Genomic DNA, 23,310 nt, shown 5'->3' on the forward strand with positions numbered 1-23,310 from the left:
AGGGAAAACCCCTAAAAACCAGAAGAGGTTCTACTTAGGCATAGAAATCTGATAATCGAGCCAAGCCCTTCTTATCCTTGATGATGATTTTTTTACCTTCAAGGTCGATAAGGTTGTCCTTTTTGAATTCAGAAAGCAGACGAATCACCGATTCAGTAGCCGTACCAACTATTCCTGCGATTTCCTCTCTACTTAATATGAGGTCGATTTTTTGATTTTCTCCACCTTCTACCCCATAGGTATTACCGAGTTGAAGTAAGACAAAGGCTAAACGCTCTCTAATGCTTTTCTGAGTTGCATCCGTGAGTTTGTCTTCCATTACTCCAATCTCATTACTCAAGGATTTGGTAATTCTTCTCAAAAACGGAGTGTTGTGAAGAATTGAATTCATGAAAGCTTCCTTGGGGACAAAACAGATTTTAGCATCCTCCACGATCATGGAAGAGTTAGAGTAGTTTTCTTCGCCCAGCAAGGCTGCATATCCCAAAAAGTCTCCTTCTTTGGCCAAGTGAATTATCTGTTCTTTCCCATTAGAAGCGGTTTTATAGACTTTGACTACGCCTGAATTAATGCAAAAAATTCCTAAAGGTTTTGTTCCTTCGTTGTACAAAATTTGGCCTTTTCGGTGAGAAATCAGGTTCTTATGCTCCGATATCACACAAATCTGAGCTTCGGGTAATTCTGAGAAAAGTGAGTACTTCCTACTTCTGCAGAGCTCGCATGGGGTATTATGAGATTGATTAGTCATCGTATTGCTGAGGTGTAATGATTACAGTTCTAATATAAAAAAAGGGTGACGTATATCATGTTTTTAGTCAGGTTATTTAGGGCATTCAGGCAAATGAGGCTTCTGCACAAATTTTTTTTCGCTTTCAGAATATTCCACATAGATGTGGTTTAGGCCATTTGACAATACCAGATTGGGACAGTTTAATGTTGAATTGTAGGTCATTATCTGACTCAAGGACCCTTCATTGATTTTGATTCCCGGTGCCTTGCATTCCACCAGCAAATAGGGATTGCTCGCTCTGTCGAAGACCACCAAATCCGTCCTTTTACTCATTTGATTGTATTTCAATCCCTTTTCAAGAGAAAAAAGTCCTCTTGGAAAATTGTGATGATTAATCAAAAAATGGATCCAATGCTGACGAACCCATTCCTCCGGAGTCAAGACCAGAAATTTTTTTCGCAATGAATCAAAAATCCAAAGTTTGCCATCCCGCTGCCGGAGTTCCGGCTCAAAGTGAGGGAGGTTTAATAGGGGGAGGTTAATTTTTTGATTCAATTCCAAACTCATACCCAAAGATGACAATACCTTCTATTCAAAACTAAGGTAAGGCTTGATCTTTTGAACCCATTCCGTCTTAAATATTTTGATTTTCAGCAGATCGTCCGATGAATTGAATTTGCCATGCTGGGTTCTAAAGGCGATCAATACCTTCGCCTCTCCATAACTGATATAAGGGTGCGCAGCCAATTCCTCCGATGTAGCAGCATTGATTTTCAGCTTTTTGAAGATGTGCGGATCAAACTCAAAGAAATCCCAGACCGCCTCGGCTGTTTCAGTCTTAACGCCAAAAACCTCGCCCAACTGATTCTTACTATGAAATCCGCCCAAGTTTTCACGATACTTGATAATCCTGCCGGCTGTAGCTTGACCTATTCCGGGCACGATTTGAAGCATAACCGAATCAGCCTCGGAAAACGGAATCCGATTTAGATTATTGATTTGCTTTTGATTCCTTGTTGTTTTGGCGGTGTCATTTGGGTTAAATGTGGGTAGCGGAGAAGTTTTCAGCTGAACACCCAAGGTTTTCAGGCTGTCAAATTGGAGTTGATACCGGTCGAAAGCCTGCTCCGCCTGATGATTTTTGAAAAATCCAATCCCTGTGGGTACAAATCCAAACACTACTAAAAATGGGATCAGAAGTACAAATCCCTTTGATTCTTTTCTGGAAAACCCCAGGTAAGATTTCATCCAATAAAAAATGGTTTCCTTCATAAGTTTATTATTTGATTTTTAATGGACACACCTGTCAAGAGGCGGGCTGGGAGAGCAGTGGATCATCATGCCCCGGTGTAAAAGCTTTTCTCATGAGTGTTTCGTGGCTTTAAAAAGCTAGAGATACTAACAATAACTTATAAGTTAATATGATTGTGTTTAGAATCCAATTTGGACTTACATTGAATTGGAATCCAAATTCTTTATTTAGACGATTTCTAAATTACAGACCTATTACACGAAATAAACTTTTGGGGGGACTTAGTCTGTTAAATTTGTGTTGTCAAACTTGTAAAGATGCATACCAAGTTTAGAGCTTTAAGTTTATCCCACAAGACCGCGCCCGTTCAGATCAGAGAATTGATTTCTTTGGATGAAGGATCGATTCACAGTATCCTGCTGAAGCTCAAAGAGTTTTTTAGCTTGGGTGATGCGCTCATCCTATCTACCTGCAACAGGACTGAAGTCTATTATAGTCATGAACTTGACCTTAGTACTGAAATCATCAAATTGGTCGGACTTGAAAAAGGCCTGACCGATGTGGTGGATTACCTCGATTATTTTGTAGTACACAATGAAGACCGCAAAGCCATCACCCATTTGTTTCGGGTATCGATGGGCTTGGAGGCGCAGGTAGTAGGTGACATTCAGATTTCAAATCAGGTAAAGAGAGCCTACCAAACTGCCGCGGATTTGGATATGGCAGGACCTTTTTTGCACCGACTGATGCACACCATTTTTTTCACCAACAAAAGGATTGTACAGGAGACGGCGTTCAGAGACGGAGCTGCTTCACTTTCCTACGCCACCATCGAACTCATCGATAGCTTGACTTCAAACATTTATCAGCCGAGGATACTTTTGATAGGAGTTGGAGAAATCGGTGAAGATGTGGCCAAAAACATGGTTCATTTGCCTGAAGCAAAAGTAAAGATCACCAACAGAACCCAATCCAAGGCTGAGGAAATAGCCGGAGCAATGGGTTTCGAGGTGGTTCCTTTTGAAGATTGTCAGAAAGCCATGAAAGAAGCAGACGTAATTGTCTGCTCAATCATGAAAAATGAACCCTTCATCACCAAAGAACTGGTAAAACAATTTGACATTCAGAGCTACAAGTTGTTGATAGATCTGTCTGTGCCAAGAAGCATCGAAACCTCAGTAGAAGATGTGCCCGGTGTTGTACTTTACAACGTGGATAATATCCGTAGCAAGGCCAGTGAGGTATTGGAGAAGCGACTTTCGGCAGTCCCTCAGGTAGAACAGATCATCAGTGAAAGTATTGAGGATTTCTACAATTGGAAAAAGGAAATGATGGTCTCTCCGACTATCAACAAGCTGAAGCAGTCACTGGAGCAAATCCGTCAGGAGGAGTTGGGCCGATTCCTTAAAAAAGTGGACCAAAAGGAATTTGATCTGATTGACAAGATTACAAAAAGCATGATGCAGAAAATTCTAAAAGTTCCTGTAGTTCAGCTAAGGGCGGCATGCAAGCGAGATGAAGCGGAAGAGATGATCGAAATAATTTCAGACATTTTTGATCTCGAAAAGATTAAGATCGAAAAATAATCAGTGTTTTTATTCACAGAAATGACCGAGGGATCAAATAGTATCCTTTGGTCATTTTATATTTAGGCCAATAAGAATTCAATTTCCCGATATGGTTACCTCCCAAATTCGCTCCCTGCTGGCCTTGCTGGCTTTTTCTTTTGTTTACACCACCTTACCTGCCCAGACATGGGGGGTTTATGACTTACAGGGGAATCTTAAATCTCTGGCGATATACGACCGGATCGAAGTCCTCAGCGAAACTGTGATCACAGGCAAGAATGAAAAAGGACTTTCAATGCTGTCAAGAGATCTGAGGCCGGTAGTGGATCTCAAAGGTGATGAGGTCTATCAGTACCTTGCCCCATGGATCCTGGTCAAAGGGCCAAAGGGAATTGGTGCTTTTCATGAGTATGGCATGCAGGCGTTGCCGCTGGAATATGATGAAATCCAAACTTATTATAACTTTTTGCTGGGGCGAAAAGGGAAGGAATATTGGTTCTTTGAGAAAGGAAAAGAAAAAACAACCGCTATTGGAACTTGGGAGAAAGCCAATTTTACCAAAAATGGAATCCTAATAGGCCAAAAGGCAGGAAGCTATTTTTTACCTCTTTCGAAAGACCCCGAACGTCCCTACAAGCTTATCCAAGAGAACGAAGGAAACTATCTTCTTGCTCAGGAAAATACAGGCTTTGGCATTCTCAATTTTGAAGGAGATTATGTGATGCAACCTACCTTAGCTCAACTCGAGCATACGAGAGGTGACTACTTCTATGGTTATGATCAGAATCAGTATCTCCTGATCAAAGGCGATCACATCAAATCTGATGTATCCTACAATTCCTATCACAAAATCACCAGGGAAGGGGGGCTAATGCTTGAATACATTCACGGAAAGCTTCGACGGGTGATGGAAGGAGACGGGATTTTACTCGATTCAGTGGGTATCGAATCAGTGAAGTTGGTTGGGGATAATTTATATAATGTCAATTTCAGAGGAAACAAAGTTGGACTTTTGGGCAAAAAAGGCTGGCAAGTGCTCCCTTCTACCGATTTGAACTGGATCAATCCCGGTGCCGAGGGATTATTTCCCGCTGGCAAAGGAGGTAAAACAGGTTTTGTAAATTCTTCGGGGAAATGGGTGATCGAACCCAGGTTTGCCGAGGCAGGTAATTTTTCCGAGAGAATCGCATCCTTCCGAAACTCTTCCAAATGGGGATTGGTCGGAATGGATGGACACATCATCAGTGAGCCCAAATGGGATGAAATCAAAAACTTCTCCTCCGGAATAGCAATTGCACAAGACAACGGTCAGTTTTTTTTATTGGAAAAAACGGGCTCAATGCTAAATCAGGAAGGGTTTGATAAAGTCTGCAGACTGAAAGAAGGCTATTTCTTAGTGGAAAGAAATGGCAAAAGAGGCTTGTTGAGCAGTGTAGGAACAGAGATTCTTCCAACAGATTTTGATAATATTCAGGTGGAAAAGCTTGATTTTTTTATCGTAAGCAAAGGAGGACTGACCGGAGTTTTGAATGAAAAAGGCGATGCAATTTTCCCCATCAATTATCAGGAAATCGTGGCCGACTGGGCAGGAAATCAAATCTTGGCTAAAGAACTATATAAACCTGTGGTGATTCAGGTGGAAGAATCGACAAAGGGGAAAAGAAAAAAGGGAGCTTAATGCTCCCTTTTTATTTATTTCTTTTCAGATTTTCCTGAATCCTTTGGGTCCTTATCCGAACTGGCTATCGATTCTCTCATCGAGGTATCCGATTTGATATTTTCCATTCGGTAATAATCCATCACACCCAACTTTCCAGTTCGGAAAGCCTCAGCCAAAGCCTTAGGAACTTCTGCCTCAGCTTCGATTACTTTAGCGCGCATTTCCACGTTTCTGGCTTTCATTTCCTGTTCCAAGGCTACTGCCATGGCACGTCTCTCCTCTGCTTTAGCTTCTGCTACTTTCAGATCCGCAGAGGCTTGATCGATTTGAAGTTTTGCGCCGATGTTGGTACCCACATCTATATCTGCGATATCGATCGACAGAATTTCAAATGCAGTCCCTGCATCCAAACCGCGCTGAAGTACCAATTTTGAAATTCGATCAGGGTTTTCAAGTACTGTTTTGTGATTGGCTGAGGAACCGATTGATGTCACAATCCCCTCACCTACTCTGGCAAGAATCGTTTCTTCGCCGGCACCACCAACGAGTTGCGCAATATTTGCACGCACAGTAACACGGGCTTTAGCAATGAGCTGAATTCCGTCCGCAGCAACTGCGGCTACATTGGGAGTATTGATCACTTTTGGATTTACCGAAATCTGAACTGCCTCGAAAACGTCTCTTCCTGCCAAGTCGATCGCTGTCGCCTGTTTGAAGGTCAGACTGATGTTTGCCTTATCCGCAGAGATCAAAGCTCTAATAACAGTCGGGACATTCCCCCCTGCCAAGTAGTGTGTTTCCAAATCATTGGTGGTCAGGTGGAGTCCTGCCTTAGTAGCCGTTATCAACGAATTGACAATCACGCTTGGCGGCACTTTTCTTATTCTCATACCGATGAGTTCCCCTATCCCTACCTTCACATTGGAAAACTGGGCCGTAATCCAAAGTCCAACCGGAACGAAATACAGAAAGATGAATAAAAGTACTATCCCTGCAAATGCAGCTATTAATACGAACAACGAACTTGATGGATCCATAAATATTTATTTAACTATTATTTTATTGTTTTCAATTTTTATTATTCTCACTTCCCTGCCCACTTCTATAAAGCCATCTTCAGATTTTACTTCATAGCTCGTATCGCCGAATTCAGCTTTTCCGATCGGCTTAATATCCGAGACTGCCTTGCCAATCATACCAACGGACAAACCTAAAGTTCTGCCGTCAAAAGCCCCTCCCTGCATGGATGATTTCAGGGAAAACCGATTCCAGATGCCAGAACTGAAACCATACCAAACCACAATCAGGTTCAAAACTGCCGCAGTTCCGATAATCCAATAGGCCGTCTCCGAATCATAGGAGACAAAGGCATAAATAATGCCTGCCAGAGTACTCCCCAAACCCAAAATTCCAACGATGGTTGTTCCAGGGATAAACAAAACTTCGAGGAGAAGTAAAATCAACCCGATAATCAGGAGACTGGTTAATATCAGGATTGTCATTGGCCTATCAAGCGGTAAAATAGAATTAGGCCTAAAATACGAGTTTAGATGCGTAAACCTATACTGAAAAAGAAAAAACCCGAAAGGAATATTTCCGGGTTTTGATTTTAGTAGGCTTTCGCGAAATAGACGCGGCCTGTAGAAGGATTTCCTGTGAACACACAAGTCCCTGCTTCTTCCTTTCTGCCCAATGGAATGCAGCGAATGGTTGCTTTGGTAAGCTCTTTGATTTTTTCTTCAGTTTCAGAGGTTCCGTCCCAATGTGCAGATACAAATCCGCCCGTATCGTTAAGAACTTTTTTAAACTCTTCCCAAGAATTTACCTCGGTAGTAACAGAAGCTCTGAAGTCGATTGCTTTTTTGAAAATCCCATCCTGAATTTGATCCAATAAATTCGAAATTTTAGTTGCGATGGGTTGAGAGGAAAGTTCAAAGGTCTCTTTGGTCAAATTATCCCTTCTGGCTATTTCAATGGTGCCATTCTCGAGATCCCTTGGCCCCAATCCTATTCTCACCGGTACGCCTTTGAGTTCGTATTCGGCAAACTTCCACCCCGGCTTCTGAGTATCCCGATCATCATATTTTACAGAAATACCGACTTTTCTTAGGTCAGCCATGATTTCTTTAGCTTTGACTGAGATCGATTCCAGTTCAGCTTCTCCTCTATAGATAGGAACAATCACCACTTGAATCGGTGCTAATTTTGGAGGAAGAACCAAACCATTGTCATCCGAGTGAGCCATGATCAGCGCACCCATCAGACGAGTGCTGACTCCCCATGAGGTACCCCAAACATATTCCAGTCCACCTTCCTTGGTTGCAAATTTTACATCAAAAGCTTTTGCGAAATTTTGACCCAAAAAATGTGAGGTTCCTGCTTGAAGGGCTTTCCCATCCTGCATCATCGCTTCAATACAAAATGTCTCGTCTGCTCCTGCAAACCGCTCATTTTCTGTTTTTTTACCTTTGACAACAGGCACAGCCATGTATTCTTCAGCAAATTGGGCATACACATTCATCATTTGAATGGTCTCCTCCATAGCTTCCTTAGATGTGGCATGAGCGGTATGCCCCTCTTGCCAAAGAAACTCAGTAGTCCTGAGGAAAAGTCGGGTTCTCATTTCCCATCTCACCACATTGGCCCACTGATTGACTAAAAGAGGGAGATCCCGATATGATTGAATCCAGTTTTTATAAGTACTCCAAATTACCGTTTCGGAAGTAGGTCTAACAATCAATTCCTCTTCGAGTTTTGCATCCGGGTCAACAATTATTCCTGAACCATCTTCTGCATTTTTTAGCCGATAATGGGTCACCACAGCACATTCTTTTGCAAAACCTTCCACATGACTTGCTTCCTTACTCAAAAAAGATTTCGGAATAAAAAGAGGGAAATATGCATTGGAATGGCCTGTTTCCTTAAACATCTTATCCAGCTGTGCCTGCATCTTTTCCCAGATCGAATAGCCATAGGGCTTGATAACCATGCAACCACGCACGGGAGAGTTTTCTGCTAAGTCCGCTTTTTTTACCAATTCATTATACCACAGGGAATAATCTTCGCTGCGTTTTGGAAGTCCTTTGCTCATTTGGTTGGTTAAAATGTTAAAATGTCTTTATTTTTGCTTAATTAGAGCGGGCAAATATAATCCAAAAAGTATAACCTCAGGATTGTCAGTTCGTATAACAAGACAACAAATAAACTTCAACTATGAAGAAATTACCAATAATCGCCGCTTCATTTCTATTTGGATCAATTGTCGTTTCCTCTTGCAGTACCAATAAAATGGCTGCCAGTGCGACTGACGACAATTTGTACTTCATGGCTTCAGATGTGAAAATTGCCACGCAGTACGCAGTTAACAACAATAATCCTCAGTCATTTAGAAACATCTCCCAAGAACCGGAATTAGCCGAGCAGAACTTCAGTGCTAGAAATGTCAACCCTGAATACATTTCAAGATATCAGGCGATGCAGAATACTTCTGAAGATGGGGTGGTTTATTTTGAGGAAGAAGTAGCCAATAATCAAAATCAAGTTGGAAATATCCACGCCTACGATAATTATTCCACTTCGGGAAATAGAAACAACGGCTTTAACTCACCAAATATCAATTTCAATTTTGGAATGGGAATGGGATTCGGAGGCATGATGAGTCCTTGGGGCTTCTATGATCCGTTTTGGGGTCCAGGCTTTGGGTTCAGACCAGGACTTAGCCTCGGAATTGGTTTAGGATGGGGAAACCCATTCATGGGTGGCGGCTTTGGTTGGGGCAATCCGTGGAGAAATCCATTCATGGGTTTTGGAGGTATGATGAGTCCTTGGGGCTTCTATGATCCATTTTTTGGACCTGGTTTCGGAATGATGGGGTATGGAATGGGTTTTTCTCCTTGGGGTAGACCAATCCATGCAGGTAGACCAATTTTCATCCTTCCCGGTGCCGAAGGTGATCGAAGAACGGTTTATGGTGCTCGTCCTACAAGAGGTGCTACTTTAGCCAACTCAGGAATGAGATCTTCTCAAGCCGGTGTAATTCCAAGCACTGCAAGAGCTCAGGCAAGAGGATATGCTTCGGCCGTGGATAATTCCTCCGCCAGAAGATTAGTTCCTTCCGAAAACTCCAGAGTTGCATCAAGGGATTTCAGCAATTCTCAAAATGATTACTACAATTCCGGAAGAAGCAGAGTAGCTCCCACAACAAGAAATACCAACTCTCCGGCAAGTGACAGAGGTGTAAGTACTAGGTCCAGAAGCACAATTCCTTCTGCCAGAACTCCAAACAACCTGAATCCGAGTAGCAACACCAGAACCTATTCCCCATCAGGAACTAGTTCTCCTGCATACAACAACAATAGATCCACAAGTCCTTCTTTTAACAGAAGCACGAGTCCTTCCTATAATAGATCAACTGCACCTTCTTACAACAGAAGCACAAATCCAACAAATAACAATAGAGTTGTGACACCTAGCAGAACAAATTCAACTCCTACCTTCAGTGCTCCAAGCAGATCAAGTGGAGGGGGAAGCTTTAGTGCTCCAAGCAGATCAAGTGGAGGGGGAAGCTTTAGTGCTCCGAGCAGAAGTTCAGGAGGGTTCTCGGGCGGTAGTGTCGGTGGATCCAGAGGGGGAAGGGGGAATTAATTTCCCCTTTTTTTTTAAATTCAGCACAAATATCTATCGCATCCGTTTATTCTTTTCTAACAAACTATTCTTTAATGAGAATTCTGACAGTCTTTCTCACTCTCACTTCATTCACTATTGGAGGAGCCTTCGCTCAAAGTGGATATTTTGAAGATGCCTATCGCTTCAGCAGAACAATACCATCAGGATCGGCAAGAATTATAGGCATCGGAGGTACTCAATACTCATTAGGCGGCGATGTATCCAATATTGCCGGAAACCCAGCAGGACTCGGTTTTTTCAGATCCTCCGAGGCAAGCATCACATTAGGCTATAATGATTGGGGAGTGAGTACTCAGTATTTGGGACAAAAAGGATCCTATAATACAACCAACTTCAGCCTGCCCAATATGAGTTATGTCATGGCCAAACCAAAAAACAGTCTGAAATCGGGTGCTTTTAAAGGTGGTGCTTTTGGAATTAGCTTTCAGCGAATTGCCAATTTCAATACCGAGTATGGGTATTTTTCTGATCTCCTTGGAGAGAGCTCCATCATTGATTTTTATCTGCAAGATGCCTTTGGAATTCCCGAAAGTCAGATTGAAAATTTTGGACTTACCGGACTTGCGTATAAAACCTATCAAATCAACCCAATTGCTTTTGACCAACAAGGAAAACCCATCCCGGATCCTAATTCTTACGATTCTTTTGTTTTGGGATTACCTTTTCAGGATGAAAATATAACTCAAGAGGGTAGCGCAAATCAGATTTCATTTTCTTACGGCGCAAACTTTAATCATAAAGTTTTTGTCGGTGGCGGATTAGGAATTAGATCACTCTCCTTTTCTTCATTCAAAAATTATAATGAGGAATTCATTGATCAGCCCCTGGTAAACTCAAACCTGAGAGAAAGCTTATTTATCAGCGGAGTTGGGTTGAATTTGAATTTGGGATTGATCTACAAACCCATTGATAATTTGAATTTAGGCTTCAACTTTCAATCCCCAACTTGGTATGCACTGAATGAAGAATATGAAGCGGGAATGACTGCCAATTACAATAATTATTTTTTCGAACAAGAGAATGTGACCCTGGGACAGGAGAGTGCAGTTACAGATTTTGTGATCAGCAAATATGGACTGAACACTCCACTTAAAATCGGTGGAGGAGCTACCTACTTCATTGGGAAAAATGGGTTCATTTCCGCGGATATCGATTGGGTTGACTATAGCACTGGAAGAATCAGCTCCAACGACTTTGATGAAGGTCCAGATAACCGAGTAATTCGCGATATATATGCCAGTACAATCAATTATCGCATAGGTGGCGAAGCTCGGGTAAATAATTTCAGATTTAGAGCAGGATATGCCTTCTTTGGAGATCCATTTGCTAATTCCTTCGGATTTGATCAAAGCACTCAACAACTCAGTGGTGGCTTTGGTGTAAAAATCAATTCATTTTCAATCGACTTTGCCCTAGTCAATCAGAAATACAGTGGCCTTTACAGAAGCTACCAAGTATTGGATTCAAATGGGAACAATTTTGGTCCAGTCACCGAACTGGAAAACAGCATCACTTCCGGTGTCCTTACTTTTGGGATTAATTTTTAAGCTGATTAATCAATTCATACATCAAAAGCTCAGCGGAGAAATCTTCACCGCTGAGCTTTATTTTTGACTGATTGTAAAAATGTTCCCGCTGAGCTAACAGGCTCTTTAGCTTCAAAGTGATCTCTCCTTGATCCAAATTCAAAAACATGGGACGATTATGTACTTTGGAAACTCTTAAGCGTTCGGAAATAGTATCTAAGGGAACATCGAGATAAACGGATATAGATTTCTCGTTGATCAGATCCATATTGTCATTAAAACAAGGCGCTCCTCCTCCGGCCGCAAGGACAAACGAAGCATCCCGATGCAGTAATTCCGAAAGTGTTTCAGTTTCCCATTCTCTGAATTTCCCCTCTCCGTGAATGGCGAAAATTTCGGGAATTTTTAATTGAAATTTTTCCTCGATTTGGTAATCCAAATCCAAATAGGGAAAGCGTAATTCATGAGCTAACTGCCGACCAAATGTGCTTTTGCCACATCCGGGTAACCCTACAAGAACCACTTTCAGCCACTTACTCATAGGAAGAAGTCCAAAACATCCGTAGCATCCGGAGTATTGTTATGGTGATACTTTTCCATCACCACTCCGTCTTTCAAGATCATAATCCCCGGATTGGCTCGCATGATTGTTTTTACAACCGTGGCATCAGCTTGCAAGCCCATCACACTCCAATTTTGTTTGGACAAAAAGCTGTCAATTTCTTCCTGACTCGCCGCAGCCATAAAAACCACATCCACGGGCGCACCTTCCATCGATTTCACCAAATCATTCAATTTATCCAGATTAGCCTCACTCATTTTAGCCATGTTACTACTGAGGATAATCACCTTGTTGCCTGCAAAAAGAAACTCGGACTGATCACCTTCTGCATTCCAGGCTGCAAAATCTGAGATTTTCGGAAGCGCGTCGGGATTCTGCAATACCATCTCCACAAACTCATAGCCGTCTTCAGCCGGATATTGATCAAAAGTGAAGGTCTCTCCATCTTTTTTCATCACGTAGATGTATTGAAGCTGGGACGAAGGCTGCATATTAACGGGAATATTGACGCCGTTCTTATATGCTCTGAAGTCGATAAACGGCAAGTTTTGAATTGCCCAATACGCAATCGCCAAAGAAATTACCAAAGTAAAAATCGCAGTAATACTCGCCCATTTTGGTGTTTCTTCGGGAAGATCTTTTCTGTAAAAGAAAAGGAAAGAAATCATGATCAAGAGGATAATATCTTTGTAAAAAGATTCCCAAGGTGTCAATTTGATCGCATCCCCAAAGCATCCACAATCTGTGACTTTGTTGAAGTAAGCTGAGTAAAAAGTCAGAAACGTAAAAAACAGCACCATCAAACCCAAAGCCCAAACAGTCTTTTTCAACTTGACACCGATAATCAGCATGACTCCCAACACCACTTCTGCTACCACCAACACCACTCCGATATACAAGGCAAATGGCTTGAAGTAGTAGAAGAACCCTGCGATGTCGTTAGAGAAAACATCAAAATATTCCTCCAACTTAATAGCAGTCCCTACCGGATCATTCACTTTGATTAACCCTGAGAAAATAAAAAGACCGCCTACCAAAAGGCGAAGAATCCAAAGTACTGTTTGCTTATTCATATGATTTTATTTTTTTCAATAACCAAACCCGAAGGCTGGCTTTTGGAAGCTCTCACTTACCTACAGCAGACAGGTGATTGCTATTATTATCGACTGTTTTTCGTCTTGCCAGTCTAATTCAGGCAGGTTCAATTTTATGGTATCCAAGTTTGATCAGACAGAAAACAGAATAGTTTATCATATCCTGATAGTTGGCCTCAATTCCTTCAGAAACGATTGTTTGCCCTTGATTGTCCTCGATTTGTTTTACTCTAAACAACTTCATCAGTATGATATCTGTCATCGAACTCACGCGCATATCCCGCCAAGCCTCGCCATAATCATGATTTTTATTTTCGAGCAAACCCCTCGTTGTTTCAGTCCAGTGATCATAAATGGACTCGAGTTCGGAATACGGAATCTCCATACGGTCATCATCTCTCAAGCTGATTTGAATTAAGGCAATCAGGCAATAGTTGATGATCCCAACAAATTCATCCAAGATTGGATCATTGACCTTTTGACTCCCTTTTTCCTGTATTGACCTAATTCGCTGTGCTTTGATGAAAATCTGATCCGTAATCGATGAAAGCCTCAAAATCCTCCAAGCTGTCCCATAATCAAGTGTTTTCTTACTGAATAAATCTTTACATCGGGCGATTACTTGCTTATATTCGTTGCTGGTATTAGTCTCCAAAATTCCTTTGTTTAATGCTATCCGGATCAAATCCGTCTTCTTCGACCGAAGATAAATTATTTCCCCAAAAATATACACTCCAAACCAAAGGAAGGATCATATCCTTGGATAAACCCCAAGTGATGGGAATCTTGAATCTGACTCCTGATTCTTTCTTTTCCGGAAGCAGAATCGATAAAAATCGGGAAGCCATCCTTTCGAAAGCGGGAGAAATGATTCGGGAAGGTGCCGCCTTTTTGGATTTGGGTGGCTATAGTACAAGACCGGGTGCTGTTGATATTTCAATTCAGGAAGAAATTGATCGAGTGGTACCCGCTGTGGAAGTCATCCGAAAGGAATTTCCCGATATCTTACTGTCAATCGATACTTTCCGATCCAAGGTAGCTCAAGAAGCCGTATTTGCAGGTGCTGATATCGTCAATGATATTTCTGCCGGGAATCTGGATGAGGCCATGCTTCCCATGATTGCAAGTCTTGGAGTTCCCTACATTGCTATGCATATGAGAGGAAATCCACAAAACATGCTGTCCCAGTCAAATTATTCTGATATTCTGAGAGAAATACTGCATTATTTCGCGGAAAAAGTGGATCTTATTAGAAAACTTGGCATCAAAGATGTAATTATCGATCCCGGGTTTGGATTTGCAAAGACGATTGAGCAGAATTTCTATTTGCTGAAAAATCTAAAAAGTTTTGAAACCTTGGGATTTCCACTTTTGGTTGGGGTATCGAGGAAATCAATGATTTACAAAACACTGCAAATTGATACTACAAATGCACTAAACGGGACAACAGCCCTGAATATGTTTGCTTTATTGCAAGGAGCAAACATACTCAGAGTTCACGACGTTAAGGAAGCAAAAGAGACTGTAAAACTATTTGAACAACTATACCCTTGAGCTTACTTTTCAAAATAGGTTTTTTGGACATCTCCATCGTCAATATGATCGATATTGCGTTGGTGGCGGCGCTATTGTACCAGGTTTACAAGCTTCTAAAAGGTAGCGTTGCAATCAAAATCTTTGTCGGTTTCCTTTCACTTTATCTGATTTATCTTTTGGTAAGGGCACTCCGAATGGAACTGCTTTCAGCAATTCTCGGCCAATTTATGGGAGTCGGAGTAATTGCTGCCCTTATCATTTTTGCTCCAGAGATCCGAAAGTTTCTGTTGATTGTCGGCCGAACTTCAATTTTCTCCGACGACAATATTTTAAAGGATATTCTTTTTTTCTGGAGAAAAAAAGAAAATTCGGCATTCAACATCAGTCCGATCATTGATGCTTCCAAAGTTCTGGCAGGAAGCAACACGGGAGCTTTAATGGTCATTTCCAGTAATACCGAATTGAAATTCTATGCAGAAAGCGGCGACATTTTAGATGCCGAACTTTCAAAGCGTCTATTAATCTCGATTTTCAACAAATACAGCCCACTCCATGACGGTGCAGTAATCATTCACAAAGGCCGAATTAAGGCTGCCCGATGTATTTTGCCGGTTACGGAGCGAGAAGTACCTGCTCAGTTTGGACTTCGCCACCGAGCTGGAATTGGCATGTCAGAGGCTACCGATTCATTGATCCTTGTCGTATCCGAAGAGACAGGACAGATGTCGATGATGAAAAACGGCAAAGTCCTTCATAATCTTTCTTTTCAGGAAATCAGAGAAATCATCAACGACTATCTCAACAATGAAGACTTGGATGATCGATTTGAAAGCCTCTCGGAATACGACCATTCGACAAAAAGCCGCTTAGCAATTTCAGGAAAATCCTGATTGGAAAAGAATAATCTCAAAGGAATGAGCGAAGTAAAAAGCCTGTCAGTTTTGTTCTGACAGGCTTTATTATTTCAATTAGGCATCAAAAAAATCATTTTAATACGCCAAGCTCTTTGCCCACTTCTATAAAGGCGGCAATCGCCTGATCCAAATGATGCCGCTCGTGACCTGCTGAAATCTGCACCCGGATTCGAGCCTGACCTTTGGGAACAACCGGATAATAGAAGCCAATCACATAGATCCCTTTCTCTAGCACCTTTTCCGCCATCTTCTGCGAAAGTACCGCATCGTAAAGCATCAAGGGCACAATGGCATGCTCGCCCGGCTTGATGTCAAAGCCTGCGGCAGTCATTTTAGATCGGAAGTACTTTGTATTTTCCTCCAACTTATCCCGCAACTCGGTAGTCTGCGAAAGCAAATCAAAAACCGCGATAGAAGCTCCTGTGATCGATGGTGCCAAAGTATTGGAAAATAAATACGGTCTGGATCGCTGACGAAGCAGCTCTACAATCTCTTTTCTGCCAGAAGTGAATCCACCTGAGGCACCGCCCAAAGCTTTCCCAAGCGTCCCGGTAATGATGTCAATTTTACCCATCACTCCGCAATGCTCATGTACGCCACGACCTGTTTTTCCCATAAATCCTGTCGAATGACACTCGTCGGACATGACCAGCGCTTCATATTTTTCTGCCAATGCCACGATTTTGTCTAGCTGTGCAATTGTTCCATCCATGGAGAATACCCCGTCGGTCACAATGATCTTTTGCTTGGCACCGGCAGCGATGGCATCCTGCAGCTGCTTTTCCAGATCAGCCATGTTATTGTGTTCATAGCGGTAGCGCATTGCCTTGCAAAGTCGAACGCCATCGATGATGGATGCATGATTAAGCGCATCAGAAATAATGGCATCTTCCGCACCGAAAATCGGTTCAAAAACTCCCCCATTCGCATCGAATGCCGCGGCATAAAGGATGGTGTCTTCCGTCCCCAAAAACTCAGAAATCTTCCGCTCCAATTCCTTGTGAATGTCTTGGGTTCCGCAGATAAACCGCACAGAAGACATCCCAAAACCATGGGTATCAATGGCCGCTTTTGCTGCCTCTACTACTTTTGGATGGGAAGAAAGTCCGAGGTAATTGTTTGCACAAAAGTTCAGCACTTTTTGTCCTCCAGCGATGGTAATCTCAGCAGATTGGGGAGAAGTGATGATGCGTTCTTTTTTAAACAATCCGGCTTCTTCGATGGATTTTAACTCTTGTTCTAATTTGGGTTTAAGCTGATCGTACATGCGCTATTGAATTAAATTGATTTTCAGATTTTGAGATTTCCGCCGATCAAAAAACTGAGGCGGAGCGGTGATTTTTACTACTTTTGCGCTAGCAAACCCAAATATAAACAAAAACCCTCAAGGCCACTTTGGGGCTTTTTTGGAAGATCTTCCCATGGAAAAAATCCTCATCATCGGAGCTGCCGGACAGCTCGGTTCAGAACTCACCCGATCTCTTGCCTATCAGTTTGGCGGAGAGCAAGTTATCGCAACAGACCTCAGAGATTCCGCTCGTTTCGAGTTTGATTATTGCCGGTTTGAAGTCTTGGACGCGATGAATAAGGAAGCGCTGCACGATTTGGTCAAGGAAGAAAATGTGACGCAGATCTATCATTTGGCAGCTGTACTTTCTGCCACGGGAGAGAGAAATCCCAAATTCGCCTGGCACCTGAACATGGAAAGTTTGCTTTTCGTATTAGAGCTTGCAAAAGAACTGAAACTGGATAAAATCTATTGGCCCTCTTCCATCGCTGTCTTCGGACCCAACACTCCTAAAATCAACACCCCACAATACTGCGTCAAGGAACCCAACACAGTCTATGGCATCAGCAAGCAAGCCGGGGAAAGATGGTGCGAATACTACTTTCAAAAATACAATGTCGATGTCCGTAGCCTTCGCTACCCCGGACTGATTGGATATAAATCTCTTCCCGGCGGAGGTACCACTGACTATGCTGTGGACATTTATCACAAGGCTTTAGCGGGTGAGAAATTTACTTGCTTCCTTCGAGCCGACAGCTATCTGCCGATGATGTATATGCCCGATGCAATCAAAGCCACGCTAGATCTAATGAATGCAACTCGTGAATCAGTAAAAATCAGATCCAGTTACAACCTGTCAGGGATGAGTTTTTCCCCGAAAGAGATCTTCGAAAGTATAAAAAAGCACATTCCCGGATTTGAGATTGAATTCAAGCCTGACTTCCGTCAAGCGATTGCAGACTCTTGGCCGAACAGCATTGATGACAGCTGTGCAAGCAAAGATTGGGGCTGGAAACCGGATTATGACTTGGACGCGATGACGGTGGATATTTTGAAAAATCTACCGAGTTATTTCAAATTTTAAAGGGAGTGGCTTATACATAACTCGGAAATTTTAATCAATCGCCACCTTTGGCGAAAATTTAAAAGGAAGTATAAGGGAGGTAGACACTTTCTTACCATTCAGTTGGGAAGGAATCCAAGGCTCTGTATCTTTCATAGTTTGGCATACCATAGAATCAAAAGTCAATGATATACTTGGATATTGTTCACCTATTTTCAATTTTCCATTTTCTAAAACAGTAAACTCAACAAAATATTTGATTGTATCATTCAAAGTTATATTTGGATTAATAACCATAACATCTAAATATTTGTAGAAACTATCCAACCCAAAAGATGGAACCGCAACTTCGTCAACTTCTTCTAAACTATAAATTTTCAATTTATCCGAATTACTCTCACATGAAGTCGATAAAACCAAAAACAAACTAAAGAAACTCAAGATAATCAATGATTTCATTTTCCAATCCCCCCTCTACTTTTATCTTAAATTCACAGCTCTTAAAATAAACATACATCCAAATATAACTTGGGTCTTCTTCGATCAATTGATAATAATTTTTTAAACTATCGAGTAGGACACTACTAAATTCATTTAACTCATTACTATAAATAATTTTAGAATCTCTAATTGACCCATTTGGAACAATCACTAGTTTAACTTTATCCTTTTTATGGAATTCTCTAATAATTGTCCTTGAAGACACTAAGCATTCACTACATGCAATTGAGGGAAAAAATAACTTCACTGAATCCGGCATGGATTCATTAGATTTAAGGGCTTTAAAATCCGTAAATTGATTCTTTGAATATTTACAATTTCTATTATAACAAGAACTAAATAGAAGGAAAAGAAATATTATGTAAAATAAGCTTGTTTTCATTTTCATTATTCAATAAATATACACCAGATTTATATATAAAAATTCCATATCTGGAAAATTCCTTGGGAAGTTGATACTCTCCAATCTTCTGAAATTCTTTATTTAAAACAATTAAACTCTGCTCATTGGGAGAACCTGATTCTCTGTTCATTATCTTATCGATAGAATCATCTGAATATCTCTTATTCGCGATCAAATAATACCTCTGACGATATTGATCCTTTGAAATTGAAAAGTAATAATCATTTCCAAGTTGAAATTTGGTCCGAACTTTTCTATCCAAAGATATTTCAGGAAGTGGATTAACTTGAGAAACTATATCGCTCTTAACATAAACTTGAGATTTAAAAAATCCAGATTCAGAATCAACAGAATAAATGGAATCCTCAAATGGAAAGCTTGCAACTAAATTATTTCCGTCCAAAGAACTTATAATACTTGGTAAAATATGTTCTGGCCCTCCCCAAAAACCACCAGATTTATACTTCGTAGGATAACCTAGCAAAAGATCAAAATCACCTGAAATCAAATCCAATTTCATTAAAAGATTTTCTCCTGAATAACTGGAAAAATAGGGATCTGAATCAGGATAACAAGGGATATACAAAAATCTGTCTCTAATTATAGCTCGGCTTTTATTGTCCATCCAGGGAATTACAGAGTTTTCATCAGATTCAATACCTTCAGAATCTTTAAGCCGAAATTTTCTTTTAACATGTCCTGAAGAATCTACTAAACTCATCTGATAGGAATATCGGTCAAAAACGAAAATAGAATCAAGATTATGAAAGAAAAAGTCACTCATTTCACCTACTCCGTTTGGACCTTCCGATTTAAAATCAAGGGTAAATGATTTTGCGGAATCAACTAAATTATAAAAAAAAATTAAATTGGGGTCATTTGGAAAAGGATTGCAAAAAACCAAAAATTCATCATTTGAAATAGAGACCTCTTGAGAGAGCATGAAAAAATTCGAGGATAAATCGTTTAATGATATTTCTATATCATTTTCTGGGTGGAATAGAAGATCTTTAAACTCCTTTTCAAAGTTCAATTTTTTTGAATCATCACAAGAGCACAAAAATGTTGCACTCAGCACTAGACAAGTAATTCTTAACATAAATTCAAAATAATAAATTGGTGAAAAATTCGGGCCATATCCTAAAATATACGACCCGAACTTACTTTATTATTGGATAATTACGGTAGGAAGACACCCTCCATTAGATCCTCCACATTTTGATGAAACTAATTTCCCGTTGATATATGTATCAACCCAAATTCGATATGCAAAGGAGCCGGTGGTACTGATTCCCAAAAGAACAAGGGAAAGGGATAGTGAGATTAATCTCTTTTTCATGATTTGTTTTTGGTTAAAGTGTTGAACTGATTAAATGAATGGTTGATTTTAAAAAATCAGTTTCAAACTTCCAAATCACTTAGGATCAAAAACTTGTATTCTTGGAATTGTACAATCTGAAAAACGGATTTTTTCAGAATAAACTTCTGAATTTTTAGGTTTCCCCCCCCCCCCCCCCTAAGCCTTAGTTTGTTTGGGAACTATCCAAACTAACAAAATATTCAATCTTATTTCAACTTGTTTCAATTATTTTTTATTAGACCTAAAAAAGTACAACGAATTTTTATGTTTACCCTTGAACAGAAAACCAATGCCTGTCAAGATTTCCAAGAACCGTAAAAAAGAGGCATTCCAATAATCCTTTTTATGGATGCTATCATTTCTTTTTTGACTTGCTTTACCCATTTTTCCTTCCATTTCCTTTCGAAATTGGCTAGTTTAGCTCCGATTCATTTCGGACCATGCTCACCCACCGCCTAGCCATTATTCTCAGCCTTTTGATCGGGATTACTCTGATCGGTTTTTTCTTTTTCGGGGCAGAAAAGGATGTTGATTTCAGTTCCGATATCAAACCCATCCTCAACAAGCACTGCATTTCCTGTCATGGTGGAGTGAAAAAAAGCGGGGGATTTAGCCTGTTGTTTGAAGAGGAAGCCTTCGCTCCTACCGAATCCGGACATCCGGCTATCGTCCCGGGAAGTGCCTCCTCCAGCGAACTGATCAAGCGGCTGACGCACTCCGATCCCGAACTCCGCATGCCCTACCAGCGTGCCCAACTCAGCGAAGAAGAAATCGAACTACTCAAGGAATGGATTGATCAAGGAGCCAAATGGGGAAAACATTGGGCCTATGAGCCAGTAAAGGAACCCAAGCTTCCGACTACGACAACTACAGCAAGTCTGGGAGTAAATGAATCCAATACCCTCGCTCCAATCGATTTTTTTGTCAGGGAAAAACTCGAAGCTCAGGGCCTGATTCCTTCTCCTCAAGAAAACTCCATGCGGCTGCTTCGACGAGTGGCCTTGGATATCACCGGCTTGCCTCCTTCGGATGCATTGGTCAAAGACTTTTCCTCTGGCAAAATCAGCTATGAGCAAGCCATCGATCAATTGCTTTCCTCTGAAGCCTTTGGTGAAAAATGGGCAACCTGGTGGCTGGACCTTGCCCGCTACGCAGATACCAAAGGCTACGAGCGGGACGTTTCCCGTACCTTTTGGCCCTATCGGGACTGGGTAATCCGGGCTTTCAATACCGACAAACCCTTCGATGAGTTTACCGTGGAGCAACTGGCCGGTGATCTATTACCTAATCCCACGCAAGACCAACTTACGGCCACGGCTTTCCATCGGAATACAATGAACAATGACGAGGGCGGAACCGAGGATGAGGAATTCCGTATCGCGGCAGTTTTGGATCGAGTCAATACTACCTATGAAGTTTGGCAAAGTACCACGATGGCTTGCGTGCAATGCCACAGCCATACCTACGATCCGATTCGGCATGAGGAATTCTATCAGTCGGCGGCCTTTTTCAACAACACCCGAGACGAAGACACCCACGATGAGGAGCCTAGATTGCGGTTCTATGAACCTGAGCAGCAAAGCCAAATCGATGCGGTCATTACTTGGGCCAAAGAAAATGAAGGAGAAAAGGCTGCGAAAACCCGATCTGACTTCCTAAAATTCTACGAACCAAAATATGCTGCTCACTTAGCAACTGACTTCAACAGGTCCGAACTGATCGACACCAAATGGCTGGGACTCTGGTCTGGTGGTTCGGCTGTTTACAAAAACATCGACACCCAAGGCTCGGATCAGATTCTGTTGGACTATTGGACTGGATTGAATGGCACTGAGATGACGATCCGGAGAGACGGTCCGGCTGGCGAAATCCTAGCTTCATTTGTCATGAATAAAACTCAAGGAGAAGTGGTCAGGCAAATTCCCTTCAAACCCATTTCAGGAAAAGTCAATCTCTACATCGAAGCAGAAAATCCATCAGCCGGACCTCAGCAAAATACTTCCTCAATCGTATGGTTTGCTTTTGTGCCAAGTCTGAAAGGAAAAGACAAGTCAGGCTTTGCGCAAGCTGAAAAAAGTTGGGAAGAGCTGCTCAAATTCAAAGGCACCCGACTTCCCATTTTGATCGAAAATCCACCCTACATGGCCCGAAAAACAAATCTGTTTGAGCGGGGAAATTGGATGGTTTTAGGAGAAGAAGTCAAACCAAAAATCCCGGATGAACTTGGAGGCTGGAAAGAAGAATGGCCAGCCAATCGACTTGGATTTGCCTATTGGCTCACATCGCCGGAAAATCCACTTACCGCCCGCACCCTTGTGAATCGGGTTTGGGATCAGCTGTTTGGCAGAGGAATCGTCCGGACTTTGGAAGATATGGGCAGTCAATCCGATCCCCCAAGTCATCCTGAATTGCTGGATTACCTGGCTTGGAAGACGATGAATGACTACGATTGGAGTATGAAAGCTTTGATCCGTGAGATCGTCACTTCGGCTACTTACAAGCAGTCTTCTGTTCTTTCGGCAGAGGTTTTTCAAAAAGACCCGGAAAACCAATGGTACTCCCGAGGACCAAGATTTCGCCTTGCAGCCGAGCAAGTTCGGGACCAGGCTTTGGCTGTAAGCGGACTGCTCAGCCAAAAAATGTATGGCCCAGGAGTCAAACCCCACCAACCGGAAGGGATTTGGCAAACAGTGTATAATGGAGAATCCTGGAAAGAAAGCGAGGGAGAAGATAAATACCGAAGAGGAATTTACACCTTCCTAAAGCGGACCAGCCCCTACCCTTCCTTCATCACATTTGACGCGGCAAGCCGGGAAGTGTGTCTCAGCAAACGACTGGTGACCAATACCCCCCTTCAGGCCTTGGTCACGCTCAATGACCCAGTTTATCTTGAAGCCGCAAAAAACTTAGGGAAAAATACCTGGGAAAAGAGCGGAGAAAATCCTGAAAAAGCAATTTCGGCTGCCTATGAAAAACTGATCTTAAGTCCGATTTCCGAAGGGAAAAAGAAAACACTTCTTGCCTTGTTCGCTTCCGCAAAAGCAGAATTCACCAAAGATCCCAATGCTTTGAATGAATTCTATCCCGGAGCAAAACCCGAAGTAGCAGCCATATCAGTAGTAGCCAATGCCATGATGAATCTGGATGAATTTTTAACCAAGCCTTAG

Annotated in this window: 22 protein-coding genes; 8 read left to right on the top strand and 14 right to left on the bottom strand. The window is 41.7% G+C overall.

Features of this window, described 5'->3' with window-relative positions; all coding sequences use genetic code 11:
- Positions 1 to 34 precede the first annotated feature (34 nt).
- The 3 genes from BLQ81_RS06730 to BLQ81_RS06740 form a co-directional block, all read right to left on the bottom strand.
- On the bottom strand, positions 35 to 748 hold the full coding sequence (locus BLQ81_RS06730; RefSeq protein ID WP_092729192.1) for a Crp/Fnr family transcriptional regulator: 714 nt from the start codon (positions 746 to 748) through the stop codon (positions 35 to 37).
- A gap of 72 nt (positions 749 to 820) precedes the next feature.
- Entirely contained in the window at positions 821 to 1,297 is a 477-nt protein-coding gene (locus BLQ81_RS06735) for a type I restriction enzyme HsdR N-terminal domain-containing protein (protein ID WP_092729193.1), read from the bottom strand.
- A 21-nt stretch (positions 1,298 to 1,318) separates the two neighbouring features.
- Positions 1,319 to 2,002: a ComEA family DNA-binding protein gene (locus BLQ81_RS06740; protein WP_092729194.1), complete on the bottom strand. Its 684-nt coding sequence runs from the start codon at positions 2,000 to 2,002 to the stop codon at positions 1,319 to 1,321.
- 297 nt (positions 2,003 to 2,299) lie between these two features.
- Here BLQ81_RS06740 and hemA point away from each other — a divergent pair, with 297 nt between their 5' ends.
- Both hemA and BLQ81_RS06750 read left to right on the top strand, forming a co-directional pair.
- Entirely contained in the window at positions 2,300 to 3,568 is a 1,269-nt protein-coding gene (hemA, locus tag BLQ81_RS06745; protein WP_092729195.1) for a glutamyl-tRNA reductase, read from the top strand.
- Positions 3,569 to 3,659: 91 nt separating this feature from the next.
- Positions 3,660 to 5,228: a WG repeat-containing protein gene (locus tag BLQ81_RS06750; RefSeq protein WP_092729196.1), complete on the top strand. Its 1,569-nt coding sequence runs from the start codon at positions 3,660 to 3,662 to the stop codon at positions 5,226 to 5,228.
- Positions 5,229 to 5,242: 14 nt separating this feature from the next.
- On the opposite strand, the gene floA is transcribed toward BLQ81_RS06750, so the two are convergent.
- From floA to proS, 3 genes are all read right to left on the bottom strand, one after another.
- Positions 5,243 to 6,247, bottom strand: a complete 1,005-nt coding sequence (gene floA / locus BLQ81_RS06755) for a flotillin-like protein FloA (protein ID WP_092729197.1) — start codon at positions 6,245 to 6,247, stop codon at positions 5,243 to 5,245.
- A gap of 6 nt (positions 6,248 to 6,253) precedes the next feature.
- Positions 6,254 to 6,712, bottom strand: a complete 459-nt coding sequence (locus tag BLQ81_RS06760) for an NfeD family protein (protein ID WP_092729198.1) — start codon at positions 6,710 to 6,712, stop codon at positions 6,254 to 6,256.
- Positions 6,713 to 6,819: 107 nt separating this feature from the next.
- The gene (proS, locus tag BLQ81_RS06765; protein WP_092729199.1) at positions 6,820 to 8,301 is read right to left on the bottom strand and encodes a proline--tRNA ligase; all 1,482 of its coding nucleotides are present in this window, start codon (positions 8,299 to 8,301) and stop codon (positions 6,820 to 6,822) included.
- Between the two features lie 122 nt (positions 8,302 to 8,423).
- On the opposite strand from proS, the gene BLQ81_RS06770 reads away from it, so the two are divergent.
- Both BLQ81_RS06770 and BLQ81_RS06775 read left to right on the top strand, forming a co-directional pair.
- Positions 8,424 to 9,854 carry a hypothetical protein gene (locus BLQ81_RS06770; RefSeq protein WP_175454177.1) on the top strand — a complete coding sequence of 477 codons (1,431 nt, stop codon included), beginning with the start codon at positions 8,424 to 8,426 and terminating at the stop codon, positions 9,852 to 9,854.
- Positions 9,855 to 9,928: 74 nt separating this feature from the next.
- A complete protein-coding gene (locus BLQ81_RS06775; protein ID WP_092729200.1) occupies positions 9,929 to 11,443 on the top strand; it encodes an OmpP1/FadL family transporter in 1,515 nt (504 codons plus the stop codon).
- Here BLQ81_RS06775 and BLQ81_RS06780 read toward each other — a convergent pair.
- The 3 genes from BLQ81_RS06780 to BLQ81_RS06790 form a co-directional block, all read right to left on the bottom strand.
- Positions 11,433 to 11,963, bottom strand: a complete 531-nt coding sequence (locus BLQ81_RS06780) for a shikimate kinase (protein WP_092729201.1) — start codon at positions 11,961 to 11,963, stop codon at positions 11,433 to 11,435. The genes BLQ81_RS06775 and BLQ81_RS06780 overlap by 11 nt on opposite strands.
- Positions 11,960 to 13,057 carry a BT_3928 family protein gene (locus tag BLQ81_RS06785; protein ID WP_092729202.1) on the bottom strand — a complete coding sequence of 366 codons (1,098 nt, stop codon included), beginning with the start codon at positions 13,055 to 13,057 and terminating at the stop codon, positions 11,960 to 11,962. Before BLQ81_RS06785 ends, BLQ81_RS06780 begins: the two co-directional genes overlap by 4 nt.
- A 118-nt stretch (positions 13,058 to 13,175) precedes the next feature.
- Positions 13,176 to 13,733, bottom strand: a complete 558-nt coding sequence (locus BLQ81_RS06790) for a DUF1599 domain-containing protein (protein WP_092729344.1) — start codon at positions 13,731 to 13,733, stop codon at positions 13,176 to 13,178.
- A gap of 122 nt (positions 13,734 to 13,855) precedes the next feature.
- Between BLQ81_RS06790 and folP the strand changes: the two genes are divergently transcribed.
- Complete coding sequence (gene folP / locus BLQ81_RS06795; protein WP_317042023.1) at positions 13,856 to 14,632, top strand: dihydropteroate synthase; 777 nt, start codon at positions 13,856 to 13,858, stop codon at positions 14,630 to 14,632.
- Positions 14,629 to 15,504, top strand: coding sequence for a diadenylate cyclase CdaA (cdaA, locus tag BLQ81_RS06800; RefSeq protein ID WP_092729204.1), 876 nt, complete (start codon positions 14,629 to 14,631; stop codon positions 15,502 to 15,504). Before folP ends, cdaA begins: the two co-directional genes overlap by 4 nt.
- Positions 15,505 to 15,598: 94 nt before the next feature.
- On the opposite strand, the gene kbl is transcribed toward cdaA, so the two are convergent.
- Entirely contained in the window at positions 15,599 to 16,795 is a 1,197-nt protein-coding gene (kbl, locus tag BLQ81_RS06805; protein WP_092729205.1) for a glycine C-acetyltransferase, read from the bottom strand.
- 154 nt (positions 16,796 to 16,949) lie between these two features.
- Between kbl and BLQ81_RS06810 the strand changes: the two genes are divergently transcribed.
- Positions 16,950 to 17,900, top strand: a complete 951-nt coding sequence (locus tag BLQ81_RS06810) for an NAD-dependent epimerase/dehydratase family protein (RefSeq protein ID WP_092729345.1) — start codon at positions 16,950 to 16,952, stop codon at positions 17,898 to 17,900.
- Between the two features lie 30 nt (positions 17,901 to 17,930).
- Here the strand turns inward: BLQ81_RS06810 and BLQ81_RS06815 are convergent, their stop codons facing one another.
- The 4 genes from BLQ81_RS06815 to BLQ81_RS22210 all read right to left on the bottom strand — a co-directional run bounded on the left by BLQ81_RS06815 (position 17,931) and on the right by BLQ81_RS22210 (position 20,122).
- Complete coding sequence (locus BLQ81_RS06815) at positions 17,931 to 18,260, bottom strand: hypothetical protein (protein WP_139183576.1); 330 nt, start codon at positions 18,258 to 18,260, stop codon at positions 17,931 to 17,933.
- Positions 18,261 to 18,306: 46 nt separating this feature from the next.
- The gene (locus BLQ81_RS06820) at positions 18,307 to 18,639 is read right to left on the bottom strand and encodes a hypothetical protein (RefSeq protein ID WP_139183577.1); all 333 of its coding nucleotides are present in this window, start codon (positions 18,637 to 18,639) and stop codon (positions 18,307 to 18,309) included.
- A 76-nt stretch (positions 18,640 to 18,715) separates the two neighbouring features.
- Complete coding sequence (locus BLQ81_RS06825) at positions 18,716 to 19,882, bottom strand: DUF4221 family protein (RefSeq protein ID WP_092729208.1); 1,167 nt, start codon at positions 19,880 to 19,882, stop codon at positions 18,716 to 18,718.
- Positions 19,883 to 19,951: 69 nt separating this feature from the next.
- Complete coding sequence (locus tag BLQ81_RS22210) at positions 19,952 to 20,122, bottom strand: hypothetical protein (protein WP_175454178.1); 171 nt, start codon at positions 20,120 to 20,122, stop codon at positions 19,952 to 19,954.
- 461 nt (positions 20,123 to 20,583) lie between these two features.
- Here BLQ81_RS22210 and BLQ81_RS06830 point away from each other — a divergent pair, with 461 nt between their 5' ends.
- Positions 20,584 to 23,310 (top strand): DUF1553 domain-containing protein, encoded by a 2,727-nt coding sequence (locus BLQ81_RS06830; RefSeq protein ID WP_092729209.1) that lies wholly within the window; start codon positions 20,584 to 20,586, stop codon positions 23,308 to 23,310.

Origin of the sequence: Algoriphagus alkaliphilus (genome assembly GCF_900103735.1) — a bacterium.
GTDB classification, from domain to species: domain Bacteria; phylum Bacteroidota; class Bacteroidia; order Cytophagales; family Cyclobacteriaceae; genus Algoriphagus; species Algoriphagus alkaliphilus.

What these genes read in the sequence shown, in the direction of transcription:
- BLQ81_RS06730 (WP_092729192.1), bottom strand. Translation starts at nt 748, where the DNA reads ATGACTAATCAATCTCATAATACCCCATGCGAGCTCTGCAGAAGTAGG.
- BLQ81_RS06735 (WP_092729193.1), bottom strand. Translation starts at nt 1,297, where the DNA reads ATGAGTTTGGAATTGAATCAAAAAATTAACCTCCCCCTATTAAACCTC.
- BLQ81_RS06740 (WP_092729194.1), bottom strand. Translation starts at nt 2,002, where the DNA reads ATGAAGGAAACCATTTTTTATTGGATGAAATCTTACCTGGGGTTTTCC.
- hemA (WP_092729195.1), top strand. Translation starts at nt 2,300, where the DNA reads ATGCATACCAAGTTTAGAGCTTTAAGTTTATCCCACAAGACCGCGCCC.
- BLQ81_RS06750 (WP_092729196.1), top strand. Translation starts at nt 3,660, where the DNA reads ATGGTTACCTCCCAAATTCGCTCCCTGCTGGCCTTGCTGGCTTTTTCT.
- floA (WP_092729197.1), bottom strand. Translation starts at nt 6,247, where the DNA reads ATGGATCCATCAAGTTCGTTGTTCGTATTAATAGCTGCATTTGCAGGG.
- BLQ81_RS06760 (WP_092729198.1), bottom strand. Translation starts at nt 6,712, where the DNA reads ATGACAATCCTGATATTAACCAGTCTCCTGATTATCGGGTTGATTTTA.
- proS (WP_092729199.1), bottom strand. Translation starts at nt 8,301, where the DNA reads ATGAGCAAAGGACTTCCAAAACGCAGCGAAGATTATTCCCTGTGGTAT.
- BLQ81_RS06770 (WP_175454177.1), top strand. Translation starts at nt 8,424, where the DNA reads ATGAAGAAATTACCAATAATCGCCGCTTCATTTCTATTTGGATCAATT.
- BLQ81_RS06775 (WP_092729200.1), top strand. Translation starts at nt 9,929, where the DNA reads ATGAGAATTCTGACAGTCTTTCTCACTCTCACTTCATTCACTATTGGA.
- BLQ81_RS06780 (WP_092729201.1), bottom strand. Translation starts at nt 11,963, where the DNA reads ATGAGTAAGTGGCTGAAAGTGGTTCTTGTAGGGTTACCCGGATGTGGC.
- BLQ81_RS06785 (WP_092729202.1), bottom strand. Translation starts at nt 13,057, where the DNA reads ATGAATAAGCAAACAGTACTTTGGATTCTTCGCCTTTTGGTAGGCGGT.
- folP (WP_317042023.1), top strand. Translation starts at nt 13,856, where the DNA reads ATGGGAATCTTGAATCTGACTCCTGATTCTTTCTTTTCCGGAAGCAGA.
- kbl (WP_092729205.1), bottom strand. Translation starts at nt 16,795, where the DNA reads ATGTACGATCAGCTTAAACCCAAATTAGAACAAGAGTTAAAATCCATC.
- BLQ81_RS06810 (WP_092729345.1), top strand. Translation starts at nt 16,950, where the DNA reads ATGGAAAAAATCCTCATCATCGGAGCTGCCGGACAGCTCGGTTCAGAA.
- BLQ81_RS06820 (WP_139183577.1), bottom strand. Translation starts at nt 18,639, where the DNA reads ATGCCGGATTCAGTGAAGTTATTTTTTCCCTCAATTGCATGTAGTGAA.
- BLQ81_RS06825 (WP_092729208.1), bottom strand. Translation starts at nt 19,882, where the DNA reads ATGTTAAGAATTACTTGTCTAGTGCTGAGTGCAACATTTTTGTGCTCT.
- BLQ81_RS22210 (WP_175454178.1), bottom strand. Translation starts at nt 20,122, where the DNA reads ATGAAAAAGAGATTAATCTCACTATCCCTTTCCCTTGTTCTTTTGGGA.
- BLQ81_RS06830 (WP_092729209.1), top strand. Translation starts at nt 20,584, where the DNA reads ATGCTCACCCACCGCCTAGCCATTATTCTCAGCCTTTTGATCGGGATT.